The organism is Stenotrophomonas sp. 82F1, from assembly GCF_056861525.1.
This window is the reverse complement of record NZ_JBSPUD010000015.1, coordinates 100,176-116,208: the sequence shown is the minus strand read 5'-3', so window position 1 is coordinate 116,208 and position 16,033 is coordinate 100,176. Positions and strand designations below refer to the sequence as shown.

Below are 16,033 nucleotides of genomic sequence, written 5' to 3'. Positions count from 1 at the left end.
CCCGGCCAAGCGCGGCTTTTGCTCTACGCAACCAACCGACCACCCACGAGGGGCTGCGCCGTTCGCTGCAAACTACGCCGAAGGCGACGGCTTCTGCTTCAGCAGGCTCAACGCCAGTCCGCCGACAACCAGCACCCCCAGTCCCAGCAGCGCCCACAGCAGCCACGCCTTCCAGTCGTGCTGCGGCTTCAGCGCCGCATCACCGGCCAGCGTCTCCGGACTGCCTTCCAAGCGTGCCAGCGTCGGCTGCCACGACGGATCATTGCGCTGGCGCAGTTCCTCGATCAGCACCGTGATCGGTGCCTCCGCGCGGCGCGCGGTGGTACTGCCCACGGCCAGTGCGTAGGGCGCTGCGCCCTGGCTGAGGAACACCATCACTTCCGGTTGATAGCCCAGGCGCAGGGTCGGGGCGCTGGTGGTCTCCACCGGGCTCGCGACCAGCTTCCAGTAGCGGTCGCGGTACATGCCGCCCAGCGGTTGTGCCGCCGATTGCTGGCGCTGGCCCGGTGCGCCCTGCTGCAGCTGATAGGCGATCCACGGCGCGCTGCGGCGCTGCCACTCGGCGGCAGCGTCATCGCGACTGAACAGGGTCCACTGCACCAGGCTGTTGTCGGTGCTGGCCACGTCAGCGCGGGTCACCGGGAATCGACCATCCAGTTCAAAGGTGAATTCACCCTTGCCCTGCGCGGTCGGTTCCAGCGACAGCCACTCCCACGGCACCGTTGCCGGCGCCGGCGGCAGTTCCGCCAGGACGCTGCGCAGTTCCGGCAGGCGCGCCTCGCCCTGCGGCAGGATCCGCAGGTAGCGCACGTTGCTGTCGACCTGCAGGCGGCGCTGCAGCAGGCGCTTGCCCGCGCGCTGCAGGTCCACCAGGGGGACATCGCGGGCGATCGACTGCCAGTGCTGCAGATCGTCGCTGGCATCAAGCTGCACCTGCGCCTGCAGCGGCTGGCCACTTTCGGCCCAGTCCAGCACCAGTGCCGCCAGCGGTTGCTGGCCGAGCACGCTGGCATCGATCAACCAGCCGCCCTGCCCGTTTGCCACCGCACCACCGCCACCGAGCCGAGCCTCGACCCGGCGCACACGGCCGTCGGTATCGCGCTCGGTCAGCAGCTGCAGGTCGTTGCGCTGGGCCTCGGCCAGCGGTGGCAGCGGGAACCACGGCAGCTCGCGCTGCACCGGCGGCTGCGCCAACGGCTGGTCCGGTGCCAGCAGCGCCGACGGCAGTGCCTGACCGGCGGCGTTGAACACCTGCAGGTCGCCCAGATCGGCGGCGCCTGCGCGGCGGTAGATCGCCGGCTCCAGCACCACCCGGTAGGCACCGGATTGCGCGCTGGACAGGCTCAGCGGCCATTGTTCGGCGTACTGCGCGCGGTAGTCCGTGGCCTGCGCGGCAACCGCACCGGCCACGCCGAACAAGACCGGCAGCAACACTCGGCTCCACTTTCTCATTGGTTTTCCTCCACGGTTGGCGGCGCGCTCGGCGGCGCGGGCGCCAGGTAGCCCACCACGGTGCACAGCAGGCCGTAGGCGATGAACGATGCGATTCCCAGCAGGTTGCCCAGGTGCTGGCGGTCGATCAGCACCAGCTTGGCCAGTACCACGGCCATCAACACGGCACCGACCATCCACAGCACACGCTGGCCGCGACGCGAGCCCCACACCCAGGCGATCACGCCGAGCACGCTCCACAACACGGTCAGGCTGGTCTGCGCCAGGCTGAAGCGGGCCATTGTCGGATCCCAGGCCACCCCGCCCCAGTGATGCACGCCATGCAGCACGGTGCTGGTCAACGCGATGAAACCGGCTACGGCCAGCACCGGCACACGCAACCGCTGCAGCGGCGCCGGTCCCTGCGCGTCATACAGCCAGCGCGCGATCAGCAACAGGCTGACCCACTGTGCCAGTTCGGCAGGATTGAGCAGCGGCAGCCACGGCAACGGCGTGGCGTCACCCGCCAGGGTCAGGCCGAACAACCAGGCCAACGCCAGCACCGCGAAAATCACGCTCTGCAGCGGCAGGCGCACCGGATCAAACGCAGCACCCAGCGGCCAGCGCAGCACGTTCCAGCGCCACAGCGACAGTGCCGCCAGCAGCAACCACGGCAGGGTCACCAGCAGCGCGGTCCAGCCCTGCGCCAGGCGCGCGTCGCCGCCGCCCCACAGGGCCAGCAGCGAAAGCAGCGACGGCCACAGCAGCCACCACAGGAACTGCGCGATACGGGCCACGCCGCCACTGCCCTGACGCAGGCACAGCAGACTGCGCACGCCGAGCACAGCGAACACTGCCCACGCCAATGCGCCGTAGCCCGCAAACGGCTGCTGGTGCGCGTCGCTTTGCAGCAGCGCCAACGGGAAGCCCGCCGCCAGCATCGCCAGCGCGGTCACGCCCAGCGCACGCGCCGGCATGCGGCGCTGTACTTCCGACGCCAGCCAGGCGGTGACGGCGGCCAGCACCAGCACGGCATCGGCCTGCACCGAATGCGGGAAGAAGCGGCCGATTTCATGCACCAGGCCGCCCAACCACCACAGCAGGCCCCACAGGTAGTACGCCAGGGCGATGTCATGGCGCTGCCTGCGCTGATAGCTCCACGCGGCCGCGAAACCTGCCACGGCCAGCAGCAGCGCGCCGATCGCGGTCGGGTTGAGCAGGAAGCGCTGGTCCTGGTGCCAATGGTCGGCACCCACCACGAACGCGAATGCGGCGGCGAGCTGCAGCAGCGCACCGGTCACCTGCGGCAACCAGCGCTTCTGGCGCAACCCCAGCCAGGCCAGACCGGCGCCTTCCAGCGCGAATACCGCGCCGGTGGCCCGCGCCGAGAATGCCAACGGCACCGCCAGCGTCGCAAAGCCCACCGCCAGTACCGCATGCGACTGCGCCAGCACCGTGTACGACGCGCGCGCAATCAGCGCCCGTGCCAGCAGCGCATAGATCGCGGCCAGGCCCAGCGCACACAGGGCCAGCGTCATCGGTTGTTCGTGCAGCATGCCGGCCTGCAGCGAGAAGGCGATCAGCGGCGTGCCGAACACCAGGCTGCCGTCGACCAGATCGCGCCGCCCGGCCGGCTGCCGGCGCGCATACAACAGCGGAATCAGCAGGTAGAAGGCGAAGAACAGCAGCAGGAACGGTTCGGTGCTGGCGAACTTGGCTGCGTCGTACTGCAGCACGCCCCAGAACGTGCCGATGCCGAAGGTGAACGCGAAACCGAGCAGGTTCAGCACACGCCACGGCCGATACCAGGCGATGGCGAAAATGCCCGCGTTGAGCACGGCGTAGTAGCTGAACAGCCCGACGTGGTTGCCACTGCCGGTGGACAGCCACAGCGGCGCCATGAAGCCCGCCAGGATGCCCAGCACCGCCAACGTGCGCGAGTTCTGCACCACCGCCAGCACGCACAGCCCCGCCACCAGCGCGATCGAGCTGGCAAAAGCGAAACCGGGCGCGAGCAGATCGAAGCGCTTGAAGGCAGCGAAGATGGTCAGCAGCAGCACGCCGATGGCGCCGCCCTGCAGGGCCAGCGCGAACATCCGCCGGCGCTCGCGCTGGTGCCAGCCGAAGGCCAGCAGGCCCAGCGCACCGACGGTGATGCCCGCCAGCCGCAGTTCGACCGGTACCACCAGCCAGCCCTGGTCGCTGACGTACTTGAGCAGCGCGGCGACACCGGCCAGCAGCACCAGCATGCCGATCTTCACCGGCACATTGCCCTGGGTGAACCAGTGTTTGACCGCGCCAATCGCGCGCTCGACCAGGTTCGGCAGGGCCGGTTCTGCCGGCAACGGCGGCAATGCGGGCTCCGGTGGCAACGGTGGTGGCGGCAGCGGACGCGCGGGCTGGGCCGGCAGCGGCAACTCTTCGCGGGCGGCGACCGGCGCTGATGCAGGGGTTGCCGTGGGCCGCAGGAACGAGGGCTCGCTGCTGGGCTCGCGTGTTGCCGCAGGCGCGCGCGGCGGCTCGGCTACTGCCGAGGGCGCACGGCCTACCGTCCCGACCGGGATGGGCGCGACCTGCACGGTCTGTGCGGCCTCCAGCGCGGCGACCCGCCGGCGCAGGCCGGCAATCATCACCAGCGCCACCACCAGCAGCAGCGGTATCGCCAGCAGGACCAGTACTGCCAGGACCAAGAGTGCTTCCATTCCTCGCCTTCCAATGCGATCCCGCGCGCCACGATGGCGGCGGTCGACCGGCCCATGCTACGTCAGGCCGGGCCCCTTAAACGACGAACCCCGGCCAGGCCGGGGTTCGTGCGACGATCTTCGCAGGCCTTACTTGGCTGCGACGACCTTGGCCATTTCCAGGCACTTGTTGGAGTAGCCCCACTCGTTGTCGTACCACGACACGAGCTTGACGAAGGTGCCGTCGAGGGCGATGCCGGCGTCGGCATCGAACACCGAAGTGTGGGTTTCACCGCGGAAATCGGTGGCAACCACCTTGTCCTCGGTGTAGCCCAGGATGCCCTTCAGCGCGCCTTCGCTCTGTGCCTTCACTTCGGCGCAGATCTCGGCGTAGGTCGCTTCCTTTTCCAGCTCGACGGTCAGATCGACCACCGACACGTCCGAGGTCGGCACGCGGAAGCTCATGCCGGTCAGCTTCTTGTTCAGTTCCGGAATGACCACGCCGACGGCCTTGGCCGCACCGGTGGAGGACGGAATGATGTTCTCCAGGATGCCGCGGCCGCCGCGCCAGTCCTTGTTGGACGGGCCATCGACGGTCTTCTGGGTGGCGGTGGCCGCATGCACGGTGGTCATCAGGCCGCGCTTGATGCCCCACTTGTCATTGATGACCTTGGCCAGCGGCGCCAGGCAGTTGGTGGTGCACGAGGCGTTGGAGATGATCGCCTGGCCGGCGTAGGTCTTGTCGTTCACGCCGAACACGAACATCGGCGTGTCGTCCTTCGACGGTGCCGACAGGATGACCTTCTTGGCGCCGGCATCGATGTGCTTCTGCGCGCTGACCTTGTCCAGGAACAGGCCGGTGGCTTCGAGCACGACGTCGACGCCGACTTCGTCCCACTTCAGGTTGGACGGATCGCGTTCCTGGGTCAGGCGGATCTTCTTGCCGTTGACCAGCAGATCCTTGCCATCGACGGCTACGTCGGCCTTGAAACGGCCGTGCACGGAGTCGTACTTGAGCATGTAGGCCAGGTAATCCGGCTCCAGCAGATCGTTGATGGCCACGATTTCGATGTCGTCGCCGAAGTTCAGCACCGCCGAGCGCAGGACGTTACGCCCGATGCGACCGAAACCGTTGATACCAACCTTGATTGCCATGTTCTCAAGCTCCTGCAGCCGCGACAGGTGCGGCGGGGTGGATAGGGCCCACAAGTCTAGCAGGCCGGCCTTGACCACCGCGGGCCAAGGCCGGCGCCCGGACGGGGGCCGGACAGGATTTGATCCGGATCAAAGCGTTAGCGCGGCGTGAGGCCGAGACTGGCCACATCCACCCAGCAACGAGATCCCCCCCATGCGCAAGACCTCCCCCCTGATCGTGGCCAGCCTGGCCGCCGCCCTGTCGCTGGCCGCTGCCCCGGCCATGGCCCAGTCCAAGGGTGACTGGACCATTTCCGCCGGCGTGCACCAGGTCGCCCCGAAGTCGAACAACGGCTGGCTGGCCGGCGGCACCCTGAAGGTCGACGTCGACAACGACGTCAAGCCGACCATCACCGGTGAGTATTTCATCGCCGACAACCTCGGCATCGAAGTGCTGGCGGCGTTGCCGTTCAAGCACGACATCAACATCAACGGCCTGGGCCGCGTGGGCAGCACCAAGCAGCTGCCGCCGGTGGTCACCCTGCAGTACCACTTCAACAGCAAGGGCAAGGTGTCGCCGTTCGTCGGCGCCGGCCTGAACTACACCACCTTCTTCAGCGAAGACACCACCGGTGCGCTGGCAGGCAGCAAGTTGAAGCTGCAGGATTCGTGGGGCCTGGCCGCGCATGCGGGCATCGACTTCGCGATTGGCGAGAAGGGCGCCCTGCGCGTGGACATGCGCTGGATCGACATCGACAGCAAGGTGAAGCTGGACGGCGAGAAGATCGGCACGGTCAACATCGATCCGCTGGTCTACGGCGCGTCCTACGTCTTCAAGTTCTAAGGGGTTGTTTGGCGGGGGTTTCGCCCCCGCTCCCCCGCTACAGGCAAAACCCTCGCAGCATGTTGCCCCGGTATGTGTGTGCCGGGGCTTTTTTGTTGGACACGACCGGCGCAGGTACCGGTGTAGGTCGAGGCAGGGGAAGGGGCCGGGACACGCCGTAAACCCATCCCTGGGGGCTCGATGGCGCCATCCATGGCGCCAACGGTCCCGTCCCCTTCCCCTGCCTCGCCCTTCCATTTTCCACGCGCGCGCAAGCGCAAGCAGAAGCCGGCAACCGCATTGCGCAGTTGCCGTCGGCTGCATGCGATTGCGGGCTGCAGGATGTGATCCTGCATTTGACTGTGATTCTGCTTTTGTCGTTTGCATCCGCCAACGCGGCCATGTTGGATGGTGGCTGCAGGGGCAGGCGGTGCGGGACCGTCCGCGGCATGGATGCCGCGGCCGAGCCTACAGGGACGTACTTGCGGCGTGTCCCGCAGCGCCTGTCCCTGCAGCCATCCGCCCAGAGAACAGGAACGCGCCGCTTTCCATCAACCACCCATCTCCCCCGCTGGCTAGAATGAGCGGATGAAAGCACTGCACTCCCTGTTCCTCGCCGCCGCCATCGCGCCGGCCCTGCTGACCCTGTCCGCACCCGCCCATGCCTGGGGCGCGCAAGGCCACCGCCTGGTCGCCGAAGTGGCCGACAGCCGCCTCAACCCGACCGCGCGCGCCGAAGTCGACCGCCTGCTGGCCACCGAACCCGGCGCCACCCTGGCCAGCATCGCGCCCTGGGCCGACCAGCTGCGCGCCAAGGACCCCGGCCTGGGCCGTCGCTCGGCCGGCTGGCACTACGTCAACATCGCCGAAGATGGCTGCCATTACGAGGCGCCGAAGCACTGCAAGAGCGGCAACTGCATCGTCGAAGCGCTGAAGGCGCAAAGCGCGATCCTCGGCGACCGCAGCCTGACCGATGGCGAGCGCCTGCAGGCGCTGAAGTTCGTCGTGCACCTGGTCGGCGACATCCATCAGCCGATGCACGCCGGCTACGGCCATGACAAGGGCGGCAACGATTTCCAGCTGCAGTTCGGCAACCGCGGCACCAACCTGCACTCGCTGTGGGACAGCGGCATGCTCAATACCCGCAAGGTCGACGATGCCGGTTACCTGCCGGTGCTGCGCGCGCTGCCGGCGCCGAAGCTGGCACGCCAGTCCAACCCGCAGCGTGATCCGGTCAGCTGGGCTGAAGCCAGCTGCCGCATTTCCGTGCAACCTGGCGTTTACCCTGCCTCGCGTAAGATCGGCGACGACTACACCACGCGCTACCGGCCTGTGGCCGAAGCGCAGCTGCGACTGGCCGGCGAAAACCTGGCGCAGTTGCTGAACCGCGTGCTCGCCACACGCTGAGGAGTATCCGATGTCGGTCCAGGTGCAATCGTTCTTCCACCGTGACAGCAATACCTTCAGCTACCTGGTCAGCGACCCGGCCAGCAGGGAGGCCGCGCTGATCGACCCGGTACTGGATTACGACCCGGACACCGACGCCAGCAGCGAATCGCCGGTGCGTGCGATGCTCGACGCCATCGCGCAGCAGCAGCTGCACGTGCGCTGGCTGCTGGAAACCCATGCCCACGCCGACCACGTGTCGGCGGGGCGGCGGCTCAAGCAGCGGTTCCCGCAGGCGACGTTGGCCATCGGCGAAGGCATCCGCGCGGTGCAGGCCACGTTCGCACCGCGCTATGGCCTGCAGCTGCCCGAGGAACATGCGGTCTTCGATCACCTGTTCGCCGATGGCGAGACCTTCGCACTGGGTGAGTTGCAGGGACGCATCATCGCCGTGCCCGGCCACACCAGCGACAGCATCGCTTATCTGATCGACGATGCTGTCTTCACCGGCGATTCGCTGTTCATGCCCGATGGCGGCACCGCGCGCTGCGACTTCCCCGGCGGCGACGCCGCGCAGCTGTACCGCTCGATCCAGCGCCTGCTTGCCCTGCCCGATGCCACCCGCGTGTTCGTCTGCCACGACTACGGCCCGGGCGGCCGCGATTTCGCCAATGAAACCACCATCGGCGAACAGCGCGCGCACAACATCCACGTGCATGAGGGCGTGGCCGAAGCCGAGTTCGTCAGCGTGCGTCAGGCGCGTGATGCGACGCTGGCAGAGCCACAGCTGATGCAGCCGGCGGTGAAGGCCAACATCCAGGGCGGGGCGTGAGGGCTGCATAGCCGCCTCATCGCTCCGGCAATGACGCGGCGTCATTTGCCCTGCGTGCGCACCACATGCTGGCCCTTCACGATCTCGAAGGTGAAGGCATACAGCAGGCTCACCGGCACTGGCTCAACGCGCTCGGCGCCTTCGCAGTCGCCACGGTCGTTCGGCACCTTGCCGGGTGCGAAGTGGCAGACGGCGGCGGGAGAATACTTCCACAATGCCACCGCCTCCTGCGCCGCCTGCAGCAGAGGCGCATTCTCGCTTGCCGCGCCTGCAGCGCATTCGCTGCGGTCGACCAGCGCCAGGCTTCGCTCGACAGCCCCTTCGGCATCGATCACCACCTGCAGGCAGATCGTGGTTGGCGCCAGCTCGGTGCGCGGGTCACGGTGACCGATCTGCGGATCCGGCGCTGCATACAGCTGCGGCATCCGATAGCCTTCGGTTGCTCCCAGCGTGTACGCCTGCACCTGGCTGCTGCCACCTTTCCCTTCCGCATGCAGGCGTTGATGGCCGACGCTTTCATTGCGGGTATCGACGGTGGTCAGCCGTTCCCGGGTAGCGCAGCCTGCCAGCATCCCCGCTGCCAACAGCAGCGCGATGCGCATCACCTGGCGGTCTCCGTCACGTCGTCGCTCTCATCCATGGCGAAGGTGATCGGAATACGCACGGCACCCGCCACCGGCTTGCCGTTCTTCAGCGCCGGGCGATAGGTCCAGCTTCGCGCTGCTGCAATCGACACTGCGTCGAACACGCCCGGATTGGTGGCGCTCACTACACGCACATCGCTGACAGCACCCTGCGCATCAACGTCGACGCGGAGCACCACGACGCCTGCCTGGCTCTGCTCGAACGCGCTCTTCGGGTAGCTCGGCGGCGGCATCTTGTCGACCTGGATCTCCCGATCCATGACGGCCGCCGCTGGGCCGACCGCCATTGCGCCACTCTGGCTGGCCCACGCCACCGCCCCCATCCCCAGGCACAACCCGACCACCAGCACCTGACCCGACACCCACGGCAATGCCTTCCGCTTGGACTGCTGCAACATGGCGATACGCTCCTTCAACACGGGTTGGCTGCGCCAATGGCAGACCGCCGGCGCAACCGGGTGGACCAGCTGCGCCTTCAGCAGCGTGCTGGCGTACAGGCCGCGCAGCGCGGGCTGCGGGGCAATGGTGCGGGCATCGCAGGCCAGTTCCTGGTCACGCAGGAAACGACGTGCGGCCCATGGCAGCAGCGGGTGGAACCAGAACATCGCGCGCATCAGCAGCAGCACGCCGTTGGCCCAGTGATCGCCGTTGCGACGATGGCTGCGCTCGTGCTGCAGGATCAGGCGCTGCTCCTGCGCGGTGAACTGCTGGTCGAAATCGGGGCCGACCACGATGCGTGGCCGCCACAGGCCCACCAGCGCCGGTAGCCCGGGATCGCCACTGGCCTGCCAGCTGCCATCGGCACGCGCCCGCAGGCCGCCCATGCCACGTTCGAAGCGGCGCTGTGCTCGCAGGTCGCGCAACAGGCAGACGGCCGCGCCCAGCGCCCACACCAACAACAGCAGCAAGGGCCATTGCAGAGATGATGCAGGCAGGGCCTCCACTGCTTCGGGCACGACCTTCAGCGGCAAGGTCGGCACATGCTGCAACAGCGCGACCTGCGGCAGGGGAAGCAACAGCGCCGCGAGCAGCAGCGGCAGCAGCCACCAGCTGCGATACACCAGTCCAGCGCCGCCCAGCCGCAACAGCAGCGGCCGCACCGCCGCCTGCAGGACCACGCCCAGCGCCAGCCACAGGCTGGCCTGCCACAGCCCATCAAGCAGCTCATTCATGGTCCAGCTCCTGGATCAGCTTCTTCAGTTCGGTGATGTCCTGCGCGCTGAGCTGGCCGCGCTCGCTGAAATGCGCCACCAGCGGCGCCACACGGCCTTCAAACACACGCCCGATGAAGTCCCGGCTCTGCGTCTCGACCCATGCCTGGCGCTGCAGCAGCGGCCGGTACAGATAGCGCCGGCCGTCGCGCTCGGCGGCGATCGCGCCCTTGGTCAGCAGGCGGTTGAGCAGGGTCTTGATGGTCGGCTCGGCCCAGTCGCGGTGGGCCAGAGCGGCCACGACCTCATCGGCGGTACGCGGTGCCTGCTGCCACAGCACCTCCATCACTACGGCCTCGGCTTCGCTGATCGGGGTCATGGTTTACATCCGTAATCGACAATTCGATTACGCGCGTAATCGAACCGACTGTCAACCCCTCGACCCGTACTTCATCGCGCCTGCGCCAGCATGGGGGGCCTCCACCGCAGGTACCGGCATGAAGCCTTTGCGCAAGCGTGATTTCCCGGTCGAGCAGGCCCGGCGCTTTCTCGAGCCCGGCCCCATCGTGCTGGTCAGCACCGCCTGGCGTGGCCAGCGCAACCTGATGACGATGGGCTGGCACATGGTGATGGGCTTCTCGCCCTCGCTGGTGGCCACCTACCTGTGGAACGAGAACCACAGCTTCGGCCTGGCCCGTGGCAGCGGCGAGTGCGTGATCAACGTGCCCGGGGTCGAACTGCTGGACACCGTGGTTGACATCGGCAACTGCAGCGGCCGCGACGTCGACAAGTTCGAACGGTTCGGCCTGGATGCGGTGCCGGCGCGGGACGTGGGGGCACCCTTGGTGGGCCAATGCCATTCCAGTTTCGAGTGCCGCCTGCATGACGACAGCCAGGTCGAATCGAGCAATCTCTTCATCTGGGAAATCGTGCGCGCGCACGTTGCGCCGCGCCCCAAGCTGCCGCGCACGGTGCATTACCGCGGCGATGGCCGGTTCATGGTGTCCGGCGCCGAAGTCTCGCGTCGACGGCGGTTCAAGCCCGACATGCTGTAATGCCAGCACTCCCCCCAGCAGGACCGCCCCGGATGACCGAACACCTCACCGACCTCGACGCCGCCGTTGACTGGCTGTTCGCGCGCGTGGATGGGCCGCTGCGGATCGGTGCGCCGCTGGCGCTGGGCAAACCCCACCGCCTGCTCAACGCCCTGTATGCGCGTGTGGAACAGGACCCGTCACGGCCGCTGCAGCTGTATACCGCGCTGTCGTTGAACCCGCCGCGGGCGAAGGGAGACGGCCTGGAGGCGCGCTTCATGGCGCCGTTCGCGGCGCGCCATTTCGGTGAAGACTTTCCGCGCCTGGCCTACGCCGATGCAATCGCGCGTGACGCATTGCCAGCGCATGTGCAGGTGGAAGAGTTCTACATGCAGTCCGGCGCCCTGCTCGGTTCGCGACAGGCACAGTCCAGCTACACCAGCCTCAACTATACCCATGCTGCCGACGCCGTCGCCCAGCGCGCGCCGCAGGTGATCGTGCAGAAAGTAGCGATGCGCCCGGACGACCGGCGCCTGTCGCTGTCCTGCAACAACGACATCACCCAGGACACGCTGGACGCGATGACCGCGCGCGGCCTGCCGCGCCCGCTACTGGTCGCCGAGATCGATCCGCAGCTGCCGTATCTGGGCGGCACGGCCACGGTCGACGTGTCCTTCTTCGATCTGGTCATCACCCCGCCAGCACCGTATCCGGCGTTGTTCGGGCTGCCGCGGCAACCGGTGGCCGACGCCGACTACGCCATCGGCCTGTATGCCAGCACCCTGGTGCGCGACGGCGGCACGCTGCAGATCGGCATCGGCACCTTGGCCGATGCACTCAGCCATGCACTGGTACTGCGCCACACCGACAACGCGCGCTACCGGCGCGTGCTGGATGCGCTGGACCCGCAACTGGCCAGCCATCCGCTGGTACAGGAGATCGGCGGGCTGGAGCCGTTCGAGATCGGCCTGTACGGCTGCAGCGAAATGCTCAACGAGGGCTTCCGCCGGCTGGTGCAGACTGGTGTGATCAAGCGCAAGGTGCATGATGACCTGGCGCTGATGCAACGCATCGAGAACGGCAGCACGCTGTCCATCGACCACGCCACGCTGGAGGCGGAGGGCGAATACCTGCACGGCGCGTTCTACCTGGGCTCATCCGAATTCTACGAATGGCTGCGCACCCTGCCCGAGGACGAATGCCGGGCGATCGGCATGCGCCGCATCAGCGAGATCAACCAGTTGTACGGAGGCAACGAAACACTGGAACGCCTGCAGCGCCGGCATGCGCGCTTCTTCAATTCCTGCATGATGGCCACCGCACCGGGCGCAGCGGTGTCCGATGCACTGGAAGACGGCCGTGTGGTCTCCGGTGTGGGCGGCCAGTACAACTTCGTAGCGATGGCGCATGCGCTGCCGGAAGCGCGCAGTGTGTTGATGTTCCGCGCCGCCCGTGATGATCGTGGCCAGCGCGAATCCAATGTGCGCTGGAATTATGGGCACACGACCATTCCGCGCCACCTGCGTGACATCTATCTCAACGAGTACGGCATCGCCGATGTGCGCGGCCTTACCGATGACGACTGCGTACACGCGATGGTGGCGATCACCGAAGCGCCGTTCCAGGGCGCACTGCTGCAGCAGGCCTTCGCGGCGCGCAAGCTGGCAGCAACGGCACAACCCGATGTGCAGCGGCAGCAGCGCAACACACCACAGGCACTGGCGGCGGCGCTGGCGCCGTTCCGCAACGATGGCACCCTGCCCGATTATCCGTTGGGCAGCGACTTCACCGAGATCGAACAGGTGCTGGTGAAGGCACTGGGCTGGCTGAAGGCCAACACGCAGACGCGCGGCAGCAAGCTGCGCACCGTGTGGGACGCGCTGTGGCAGCCTGCAGGTGATGGCGACGCGGTGTACCTCCAGCGGATGGAACTGCAGTCGCCCAAGGACTTCGGCGAACGGCTCAATGCACGGTTGTTGAGGCTGGCCCTGGCGCGCACCGCGTAATCGCGCGGATGGTAGCGCCGGGCCATGCCCGGCGGATAACGATCAGTGCCAACCAGGGTTGGCACCTACCGCAGTGGCGCGGCACGCTATCCTGTGCGGATGAACAACGATTCCCGTTTCCTGCATGACCTGCAACGGCGCCACGCCGATGGCGAGCACCTGCGCTATCTCTGCTTCTGGGGCCACCAGCCGCCGCGCACGGGCGTGGCGGCGTCGTGTTTCAGCCAGTGGTACGACGCAGGTTTCAACATCGACGGCGTGCACTACCCCACCGCCGAGCACTTCATGATGGCCGGCAAGGCGCGACTGTTTGGTGCCACCGACATCCTCGAACAGGTTCTCGCCAGCCGCACGCCTGACAAGGTGAAAGCGCTGGGCCGGAAGATCGAGGGCTTCGACGAGGCGCTCTGGGCGCAGGCGCGCTACGCCCTGGTGGTCGAAGGCAATCGGGCCAAGTTCTCGCAGAATGCGGCGCTGGGCGATTTCCTGCGCGCCACGGAAGATCAGGTCCTGGTGGAAGCCAGTCCGGTGGATGTTGTCTGGGGAATCGGCCTGGCCAAGGATCACGCCGACGCGCACAACCCGGCGCAGTGGCGCGGATTGAATCTTTTGGGGTTTGCGCTGATGGACGTGCGGGACGCGATGTAACGCCTATCCACGCATGGCGTGGATCTACTGACGCGCGGGCGATTCGTTTCGCTCCGCAAACGAGAAAGGCCGGCTTGCGCCGGCCTCCCCGTATTCCATGCAGCGCGGCTTACAGCGCCTTGGCCGCTTCCACCACGTGCGCGGTGGTGATGCCGAAGTGCTGGTACAGCTTGTCGGCCGGGGCCGACGCACCGAAGGTGTCGATACCGATCACTGCGCCGTCCAGGCCGACGAACTGGCGCCAGAAGCCGGTGATGCCGGCTTCGATCGCCACGCGCTTGCGCACGGCGTTCGGCAGCACCGATTCGCGGTAGGCCGCATCCTGGCGCAGGAACACATCGGTGGACGGCATCGAGACCACGCGGGTCTTCAGGCCGGCCGCGTCCAGCTGCGCCTTCGCCTCGGTCGCCAGCGAGACTTCCGAACCGGTCGCGATCAGGATCACGTCCGGGGTGCCCGCGGCATCGGCCAGCACGTAGCCACCGCGCTCGATCTGTGCGATCTGCTCGGCGTCGCGCGGCTGGTGCGGCAGGTTCTGGCGGCTGAACACCAGGCAGCTCGGGCCGTCCTGGCGGGTGATCGCAGCCTTCCAACTCACGGCCGACTCGACCGCATCGCACGGGCGCCACACGTCGTTGTTCGGGATGTAGCGCAGCGAGGCCAGGTGCTCCACCGGCTGGTGGGTCGGGCCGTCTTCGCCCAGGCCGATCGAGTCGTGGGTGTAGACGTGGATGGCGTGAGCCGGGATCAGCGCGCTCATGCGCACGGCATTGCGGGCGTAATCGCTGAACACCAGGAAGGTGGCGTCGAACGGAATGAAACCACCGTGCAGGGCCAGGCCGTTGGCGATCGCGGTCATGCCGAACTCGCGCACACCGTAGTACACGTAGTTGGCATTGGCATCGTCGGTGGCGACGGATTTGCTGCCCTTCCACAGGGTCAGGTTCGAGTGTGCCAGGTCGGCCGAACCGCCCACGATTTCCGGCAGCAGCGGCGCGAACGCCTCGATGGCCAGCTGCGACGCCTTGCGCGAGGCAATGGTCTGGCCTTCGGCGGCAACCTGGGCGATGTAGGCGTCGGCCTTGGCAACGAAGTCGGCCGGCAGATCGCCATGCGAGCGACGGGTCAGTTCAGCGGCTTCGGCCGGGTACTGCGCAGCGTACTTGTCGAACTGCTGCTCCCACTCGGCCTGGCGCAGGGTGCCGGTACCGCCGGCACGCCAGCCGGCGTAGATCTCTTCCGGAATCTCGAACGGGCCGTAGTTCCAGTCCAGCGCCTTGCGGGTGGCTTCCAGTTCGTCCTTGCCCAGCGGTGCGCCGTGACTGGATTCCTTGCCGGCCTTGTTCGGCGAACCAAAGCCAATCGTGGTGCGGCAGCAGATCAGGGTCGGCTTGCCGTCCTGCGACAGGGCCGCTTCGATACCGGCCTTGATGCTCTCCGGATCGTGGCCATCGACGCCGCGGATCACGTTCCAGCCATAGGCCTCGAAACGCTCCGGGGTGTTGTCGGTGAACCAGCCTTCGGTGTTGCCGTCGATGGAGATGTGGTTGTCATCCCAGAAGCAGACGAGCTTGTGCAGGCCCCAGGTGCCGGCCAGCGAGGCGGCTTCGTGGGAAATGCCTTCCATCAGGCAGCCGTCACCCATGAACACCCAGGTGCGGTGGTCGACGATTTCCAGCTCCGGGCGGTTGAAGCGCTGTGCCAGCAGCTTCTCGGCCAAGGCAAAACCGACGGCATTGGCGAAACCCTGGCCCAGCGGACCGGTGGTGGTCTCCACGCCCGGGGTCTCATGACGCTCCGGATGGCCAGCAGTGTGGCTGCCCAGCTGGCGGAAGGCCTTCAGCTGCTCGATCGGCAGGTCATAGCCGCTCAGGTGCAGCAGCGCGTACTGCAGCATCGAGCCGTGGCCGTTGGACAGCACGAAGCGGTCGCGGTTGAACCACTGCGGGTTGTTCGGGTTGTGACGGTGGTAGTCGTTCCAGAGGACTTCGGCGATGTCGGCCATGCCCATGGGCATGCCGGGGTGGCCGGACTTTGCGGTTTCAACCGCATCGGCGGCAAGGAAGCGGATGGCGTTGGCCAACTGGCGACGGGTAGGCTGCGTCATGGTTCTGTCGGAATCGGGAGGCGGCCGCGGAACTGCGGGCGGCCTATTGTCCCACAGACGCCGGGTGGGGTCAGGCCAACAAGGGCGGTCGTGCCGGCCGCTGGCCGGCAACGTCGTGATTTCCGCTGGATTCCGCATGTGAAAAGGGGTCGGAGC

13 protein-coding genes are annotated in these 16,033 nt (G+C 67.2%); 6 read left to right on the top strand and 7 right to left on the bottom strand.

Annotation, left to right across the window (positions count from 1 at the left end):
- Positions 1-72: 72 nt before the first annotated feature.
- From AC13GI_RS14900 to gap, 3 genes are all read right to left on the bottom strand, one after another.
- Entirely contained in the window at positions 73-1,452 is a 1,380-nt protein-coding gene (locus AC13GI_RS14900; RefSeq protein WP_380657597.1) for a DUF3999 domain-containing protein, read from the bottom strand.
- The gene (locus tag AC13GI_RS14895; RefSeq protein WP_380657599.1) at positions 1,449-4,133 is read right to left on the bottom strand and encodes a DUF2339 domain-containing protein; all 2,685 of its coding nucleotides are present in this window, start codon (positions 4,131-4,133) and stop codon (positions 1,449-1,451) included. Before AC13GI_RS14895 ends, AC13GI_RS14900 begins: the two co-directional genes overlap by 4 nt.
- A gap of 129 nt (positions 4,134-4,262) precedes the next feature.
- A complete protein-coding gene (gap, locus tag AC13GI_RS14890) occupies positions 4,263-5,267 on the bottom strand; it encodes a type I glyceraldehyde-3-phosphate dehydrogenase (RefSeq protein ID WP_025874252.1) in 1,005 nt (334 codons plus the stop codon).
- A gap of 193 nt (positions 5,268-5,460) precedes the next feature.
- On the opposite strand from gap, the gene AC13GI_RS14885 reads away from it, so the two are divergent.
- The 3 genes from AC13GI_RS14885 (at position 5,461) to AC13GI_RS14875 (ending at position 8,287) form a co-directional block, all read left to right on the top strand.
- Positions 5,461-6,090, top strand: coding sequence for an OmpW/AlkL family protein (locus AC13GI_RS14885; protein WP_099820845.1), 630 nt, complete (start codon positions 5,461-5,463; stop codon positions 6,088-6,090).
- A gap of 567 nt (positions 6,091-6,657) precedes the next feature.
- Positions 6,658-7,476: a S1/P1 nuclease gene (locus AC13GI_RS14880; RefSeq protein ID WP_482996698.1), complete on the top strand. Its 819-nt coding sequence runs from the start codon at positions 6,658-6,660 to the stop codon at positions 7,474-7,476.
- Positions 7,477-7,486: 10 nt separating this feature from the next.
- Complete coding sequence (locus AC13GI_RS14875) at positions 7,487-8,287, top strand: MBL fold metallo-hydrolase (RefSeq protein ID WP_482996697.1); 801 nt, start codon at positions 7,487-7,489, stop codon at positions 8,285-8,287.
- Between the two features lie 41 nt (positions 8,288-8,328).
- On the opposite strand, the gene AC13GI_RS14870 is transcribed toward AC13GI_RS14875, so the two are convergent.
- The 3 genes from AC13GI_RS14870 to AC13GI_RS14860 are packed head-to-tail and all read right to left on the bottom strand — an operon-like array spanning position 8,329 to position 10,461.
- Positions 8,329-8,889 carry a hypothetical protein gene (locus AC13GI_RS14870; protein WP_482996696.1) on the bottom strand — a complete coding sequence of 187 codons (561 nt, stop codon included), beginning with the start codon at positions 8,887-8,889 and terminating at the stop codon, positions 8,329-8,331.
- Positions 8,889-10,103 (bottom strand): M56 family metallopeptidase, encoded by a 1,215-nt coding sequence (locus tag AC13GI_RS14865; RefSeq protein ID WP_482996695.1) that lies wholly within the window; start codon positions 10,101-10,103, stop codon positions 8,889-8,891. Before AC13GI_RS14865 ends, AC13GI_RS14870 begins: the two co-directional genes overlap by 1 nt.
- Positions 10,096-10,461, bottom strand: a complete 366-nt coding sequence (locus AC13GI_RS14860) for a BlaI/MecI/CopY family transcriptional regulator (protein ID WP_482996694.1) — start codon at positions 10,459-10,461, stop codon at positions 10,096-10,098. The genes AC13GI_RS14865 and AC13GI_RS14860 overlap by 8 nt, the downstream gene beginning before the upstream one ends.
- A 118-nt stretch (positions 10,462-10,579) precedes the next feature.
- On the opposite strand from AC13GI_RS14860, the gene AC13GI_RS14855 reads away from it, so the two are divergent.
- The 3 genes from AC13GI_RS14855 to AC13GI_RS14845 all read left to right on the top strand — a co-directional run bounded on the left by AC13GI_RS14855 (position 10,580) and on the right by AC13GI_RS14845 (position 13,770).
- Complete coding sequence (locus tag AC13GI_RS14855; RefSeq protein WP_346580177.1) at positions 10,580-11,137, top strand: flavin reductase family protein; 558 nt, start codon at positions 10,580-10,582, stop codon at positions 11,135-11,137.
- Between the two features lie 32 nt (positions 11,138-11,169).
- Complete coding sequence (locus tag AC13GI_RS14850; protein WP_482996693.1) at positions 11,170-13,122, top strand: acetyl-CoA hydrolase/transferase C-terminal domain-containing protein; 1,953 nt, start codon at positions 11,170-11,172, stop codon at positions 13,120-13,122.
- A 99-nt stretch (positions 13,123-13,221) separates the two neighbouring features.
- Complete coding sequence (locus AC13GI_RS14845; protein WP_099820837.1) at positions 13,222-13,770, top strand: NADAR family protein; 549 nt, start codon at positions 13,222-13,224, stop codon at positions 13,768-13,770.
- A 109-nt stretch (positions 13,771-13,879) separates the two neighbouring features.
- On the opposite strand, the gene tkt is transcribed toward AC13GI_RS14845, so the two are convergent.
- Positions 13,880-15,877 (bottom strand): transketolase, encoded by a 1,998-nt coding sequence (tkt, locus tag AC13GI_RS14840; RefSeq protein ID WP_099820836.1) that lies wholly within the window; start codon positions 15,875-15,877, stop codon positions 13,880-13,882.
- Positions 15,878-16,033: the final 156 nt, after the last annotated feature.

Coding starts and splice junctions, on each gene's coding strand:
- gap (WP_025874252.1), bottom strand. CDS start 5,267: ATGGCAATCAAGGTTGGTATCAACGGTTTCGGTCGCATCGGGCGTAAC.
- AC13GI_RS14870 (WP_482996696.1), bottom strand. CDS start 8,889: ATGCGCATCGCGCTGCTGTTGGCAGCGGGGATGCTGGCAGGCTGCGCT.
- AC13GI_RS14900 (WP_380657597.1), bottom strand. CDS start 1,452: ATGAGAAAGTGGAGCCGAGTGTTGCTGCCGGTCTTGTTCGGCGTGGCC.
- AC13GI_RS14865 (WP_482996695.1), bottom strand. CDS start 10,103: ATGAATGAGCTGCTTGATGGGCTGTGGCAGGCCAGCCTGTGGCTGGCG.
- AC13GI_RS14860 (WP_482996694.1), bottom strand. CDS start 10,461: ATGACCCCGATCAGCGAAGCCGAGGCCGTAGTGATGGAGGTGCTGTGG.
- AC13GI_RS14880 (WP_482996698.1), top strand. CDS start 6,658: ATGAAAGCACTGCACTCCCTGTTCCTCGCCGCCGCCATCGCGCCGGCC.
- AC13GI_RS14845 (WP_099820837.1), top strand. CDS start 13,222: ATGAACAACGATTCCCGTTTCCTGCATGACCTGCAACGGCGCCACGCC.
- AC13GI_RS14895 (WP_380657599.1), bottom strand. CDS start 4,133: ATGGAAGCACTCTTGGTCCTGGCAGTACTGGTCCTGCTGGCGATACCG.
- AC13GI_RS14855 (WP_346580177.1), top strand. CDS start 10,580: ATGAAGCCTTTGCGCAAGCGTGATTTCCCGGTCGAGCAGGCCCGGCGC.
- AC13GI_RS14875 (WP_482996697.1), top strand. CDS start 7,487: ATGTCGGTCCAGGTGCAATCGTTCTTCCACCGTGACAGCAATACCTTC.
- AC13GI_RS14885 (WP_099820845.1), top strand. CDS start 5,461: ATGCGCAAGACCTCCCCCCTGATCGTGGCCAGCCTGGCCGCCGCCCTG.
- AC13GI_RS14850 (WP_482996693.1), top strand. CDS start 11,170: ATGACCGAACACCTCACCGACCTCGACGCCGCCGTTGACTGGCTGTTC.
- tkt (WP_099820836.1), bottom strand. CDS start 15,877: ATGACGCAGCCTACCCGTCGCCAGTTGGCCAACGCCATCCGCTTCCTT.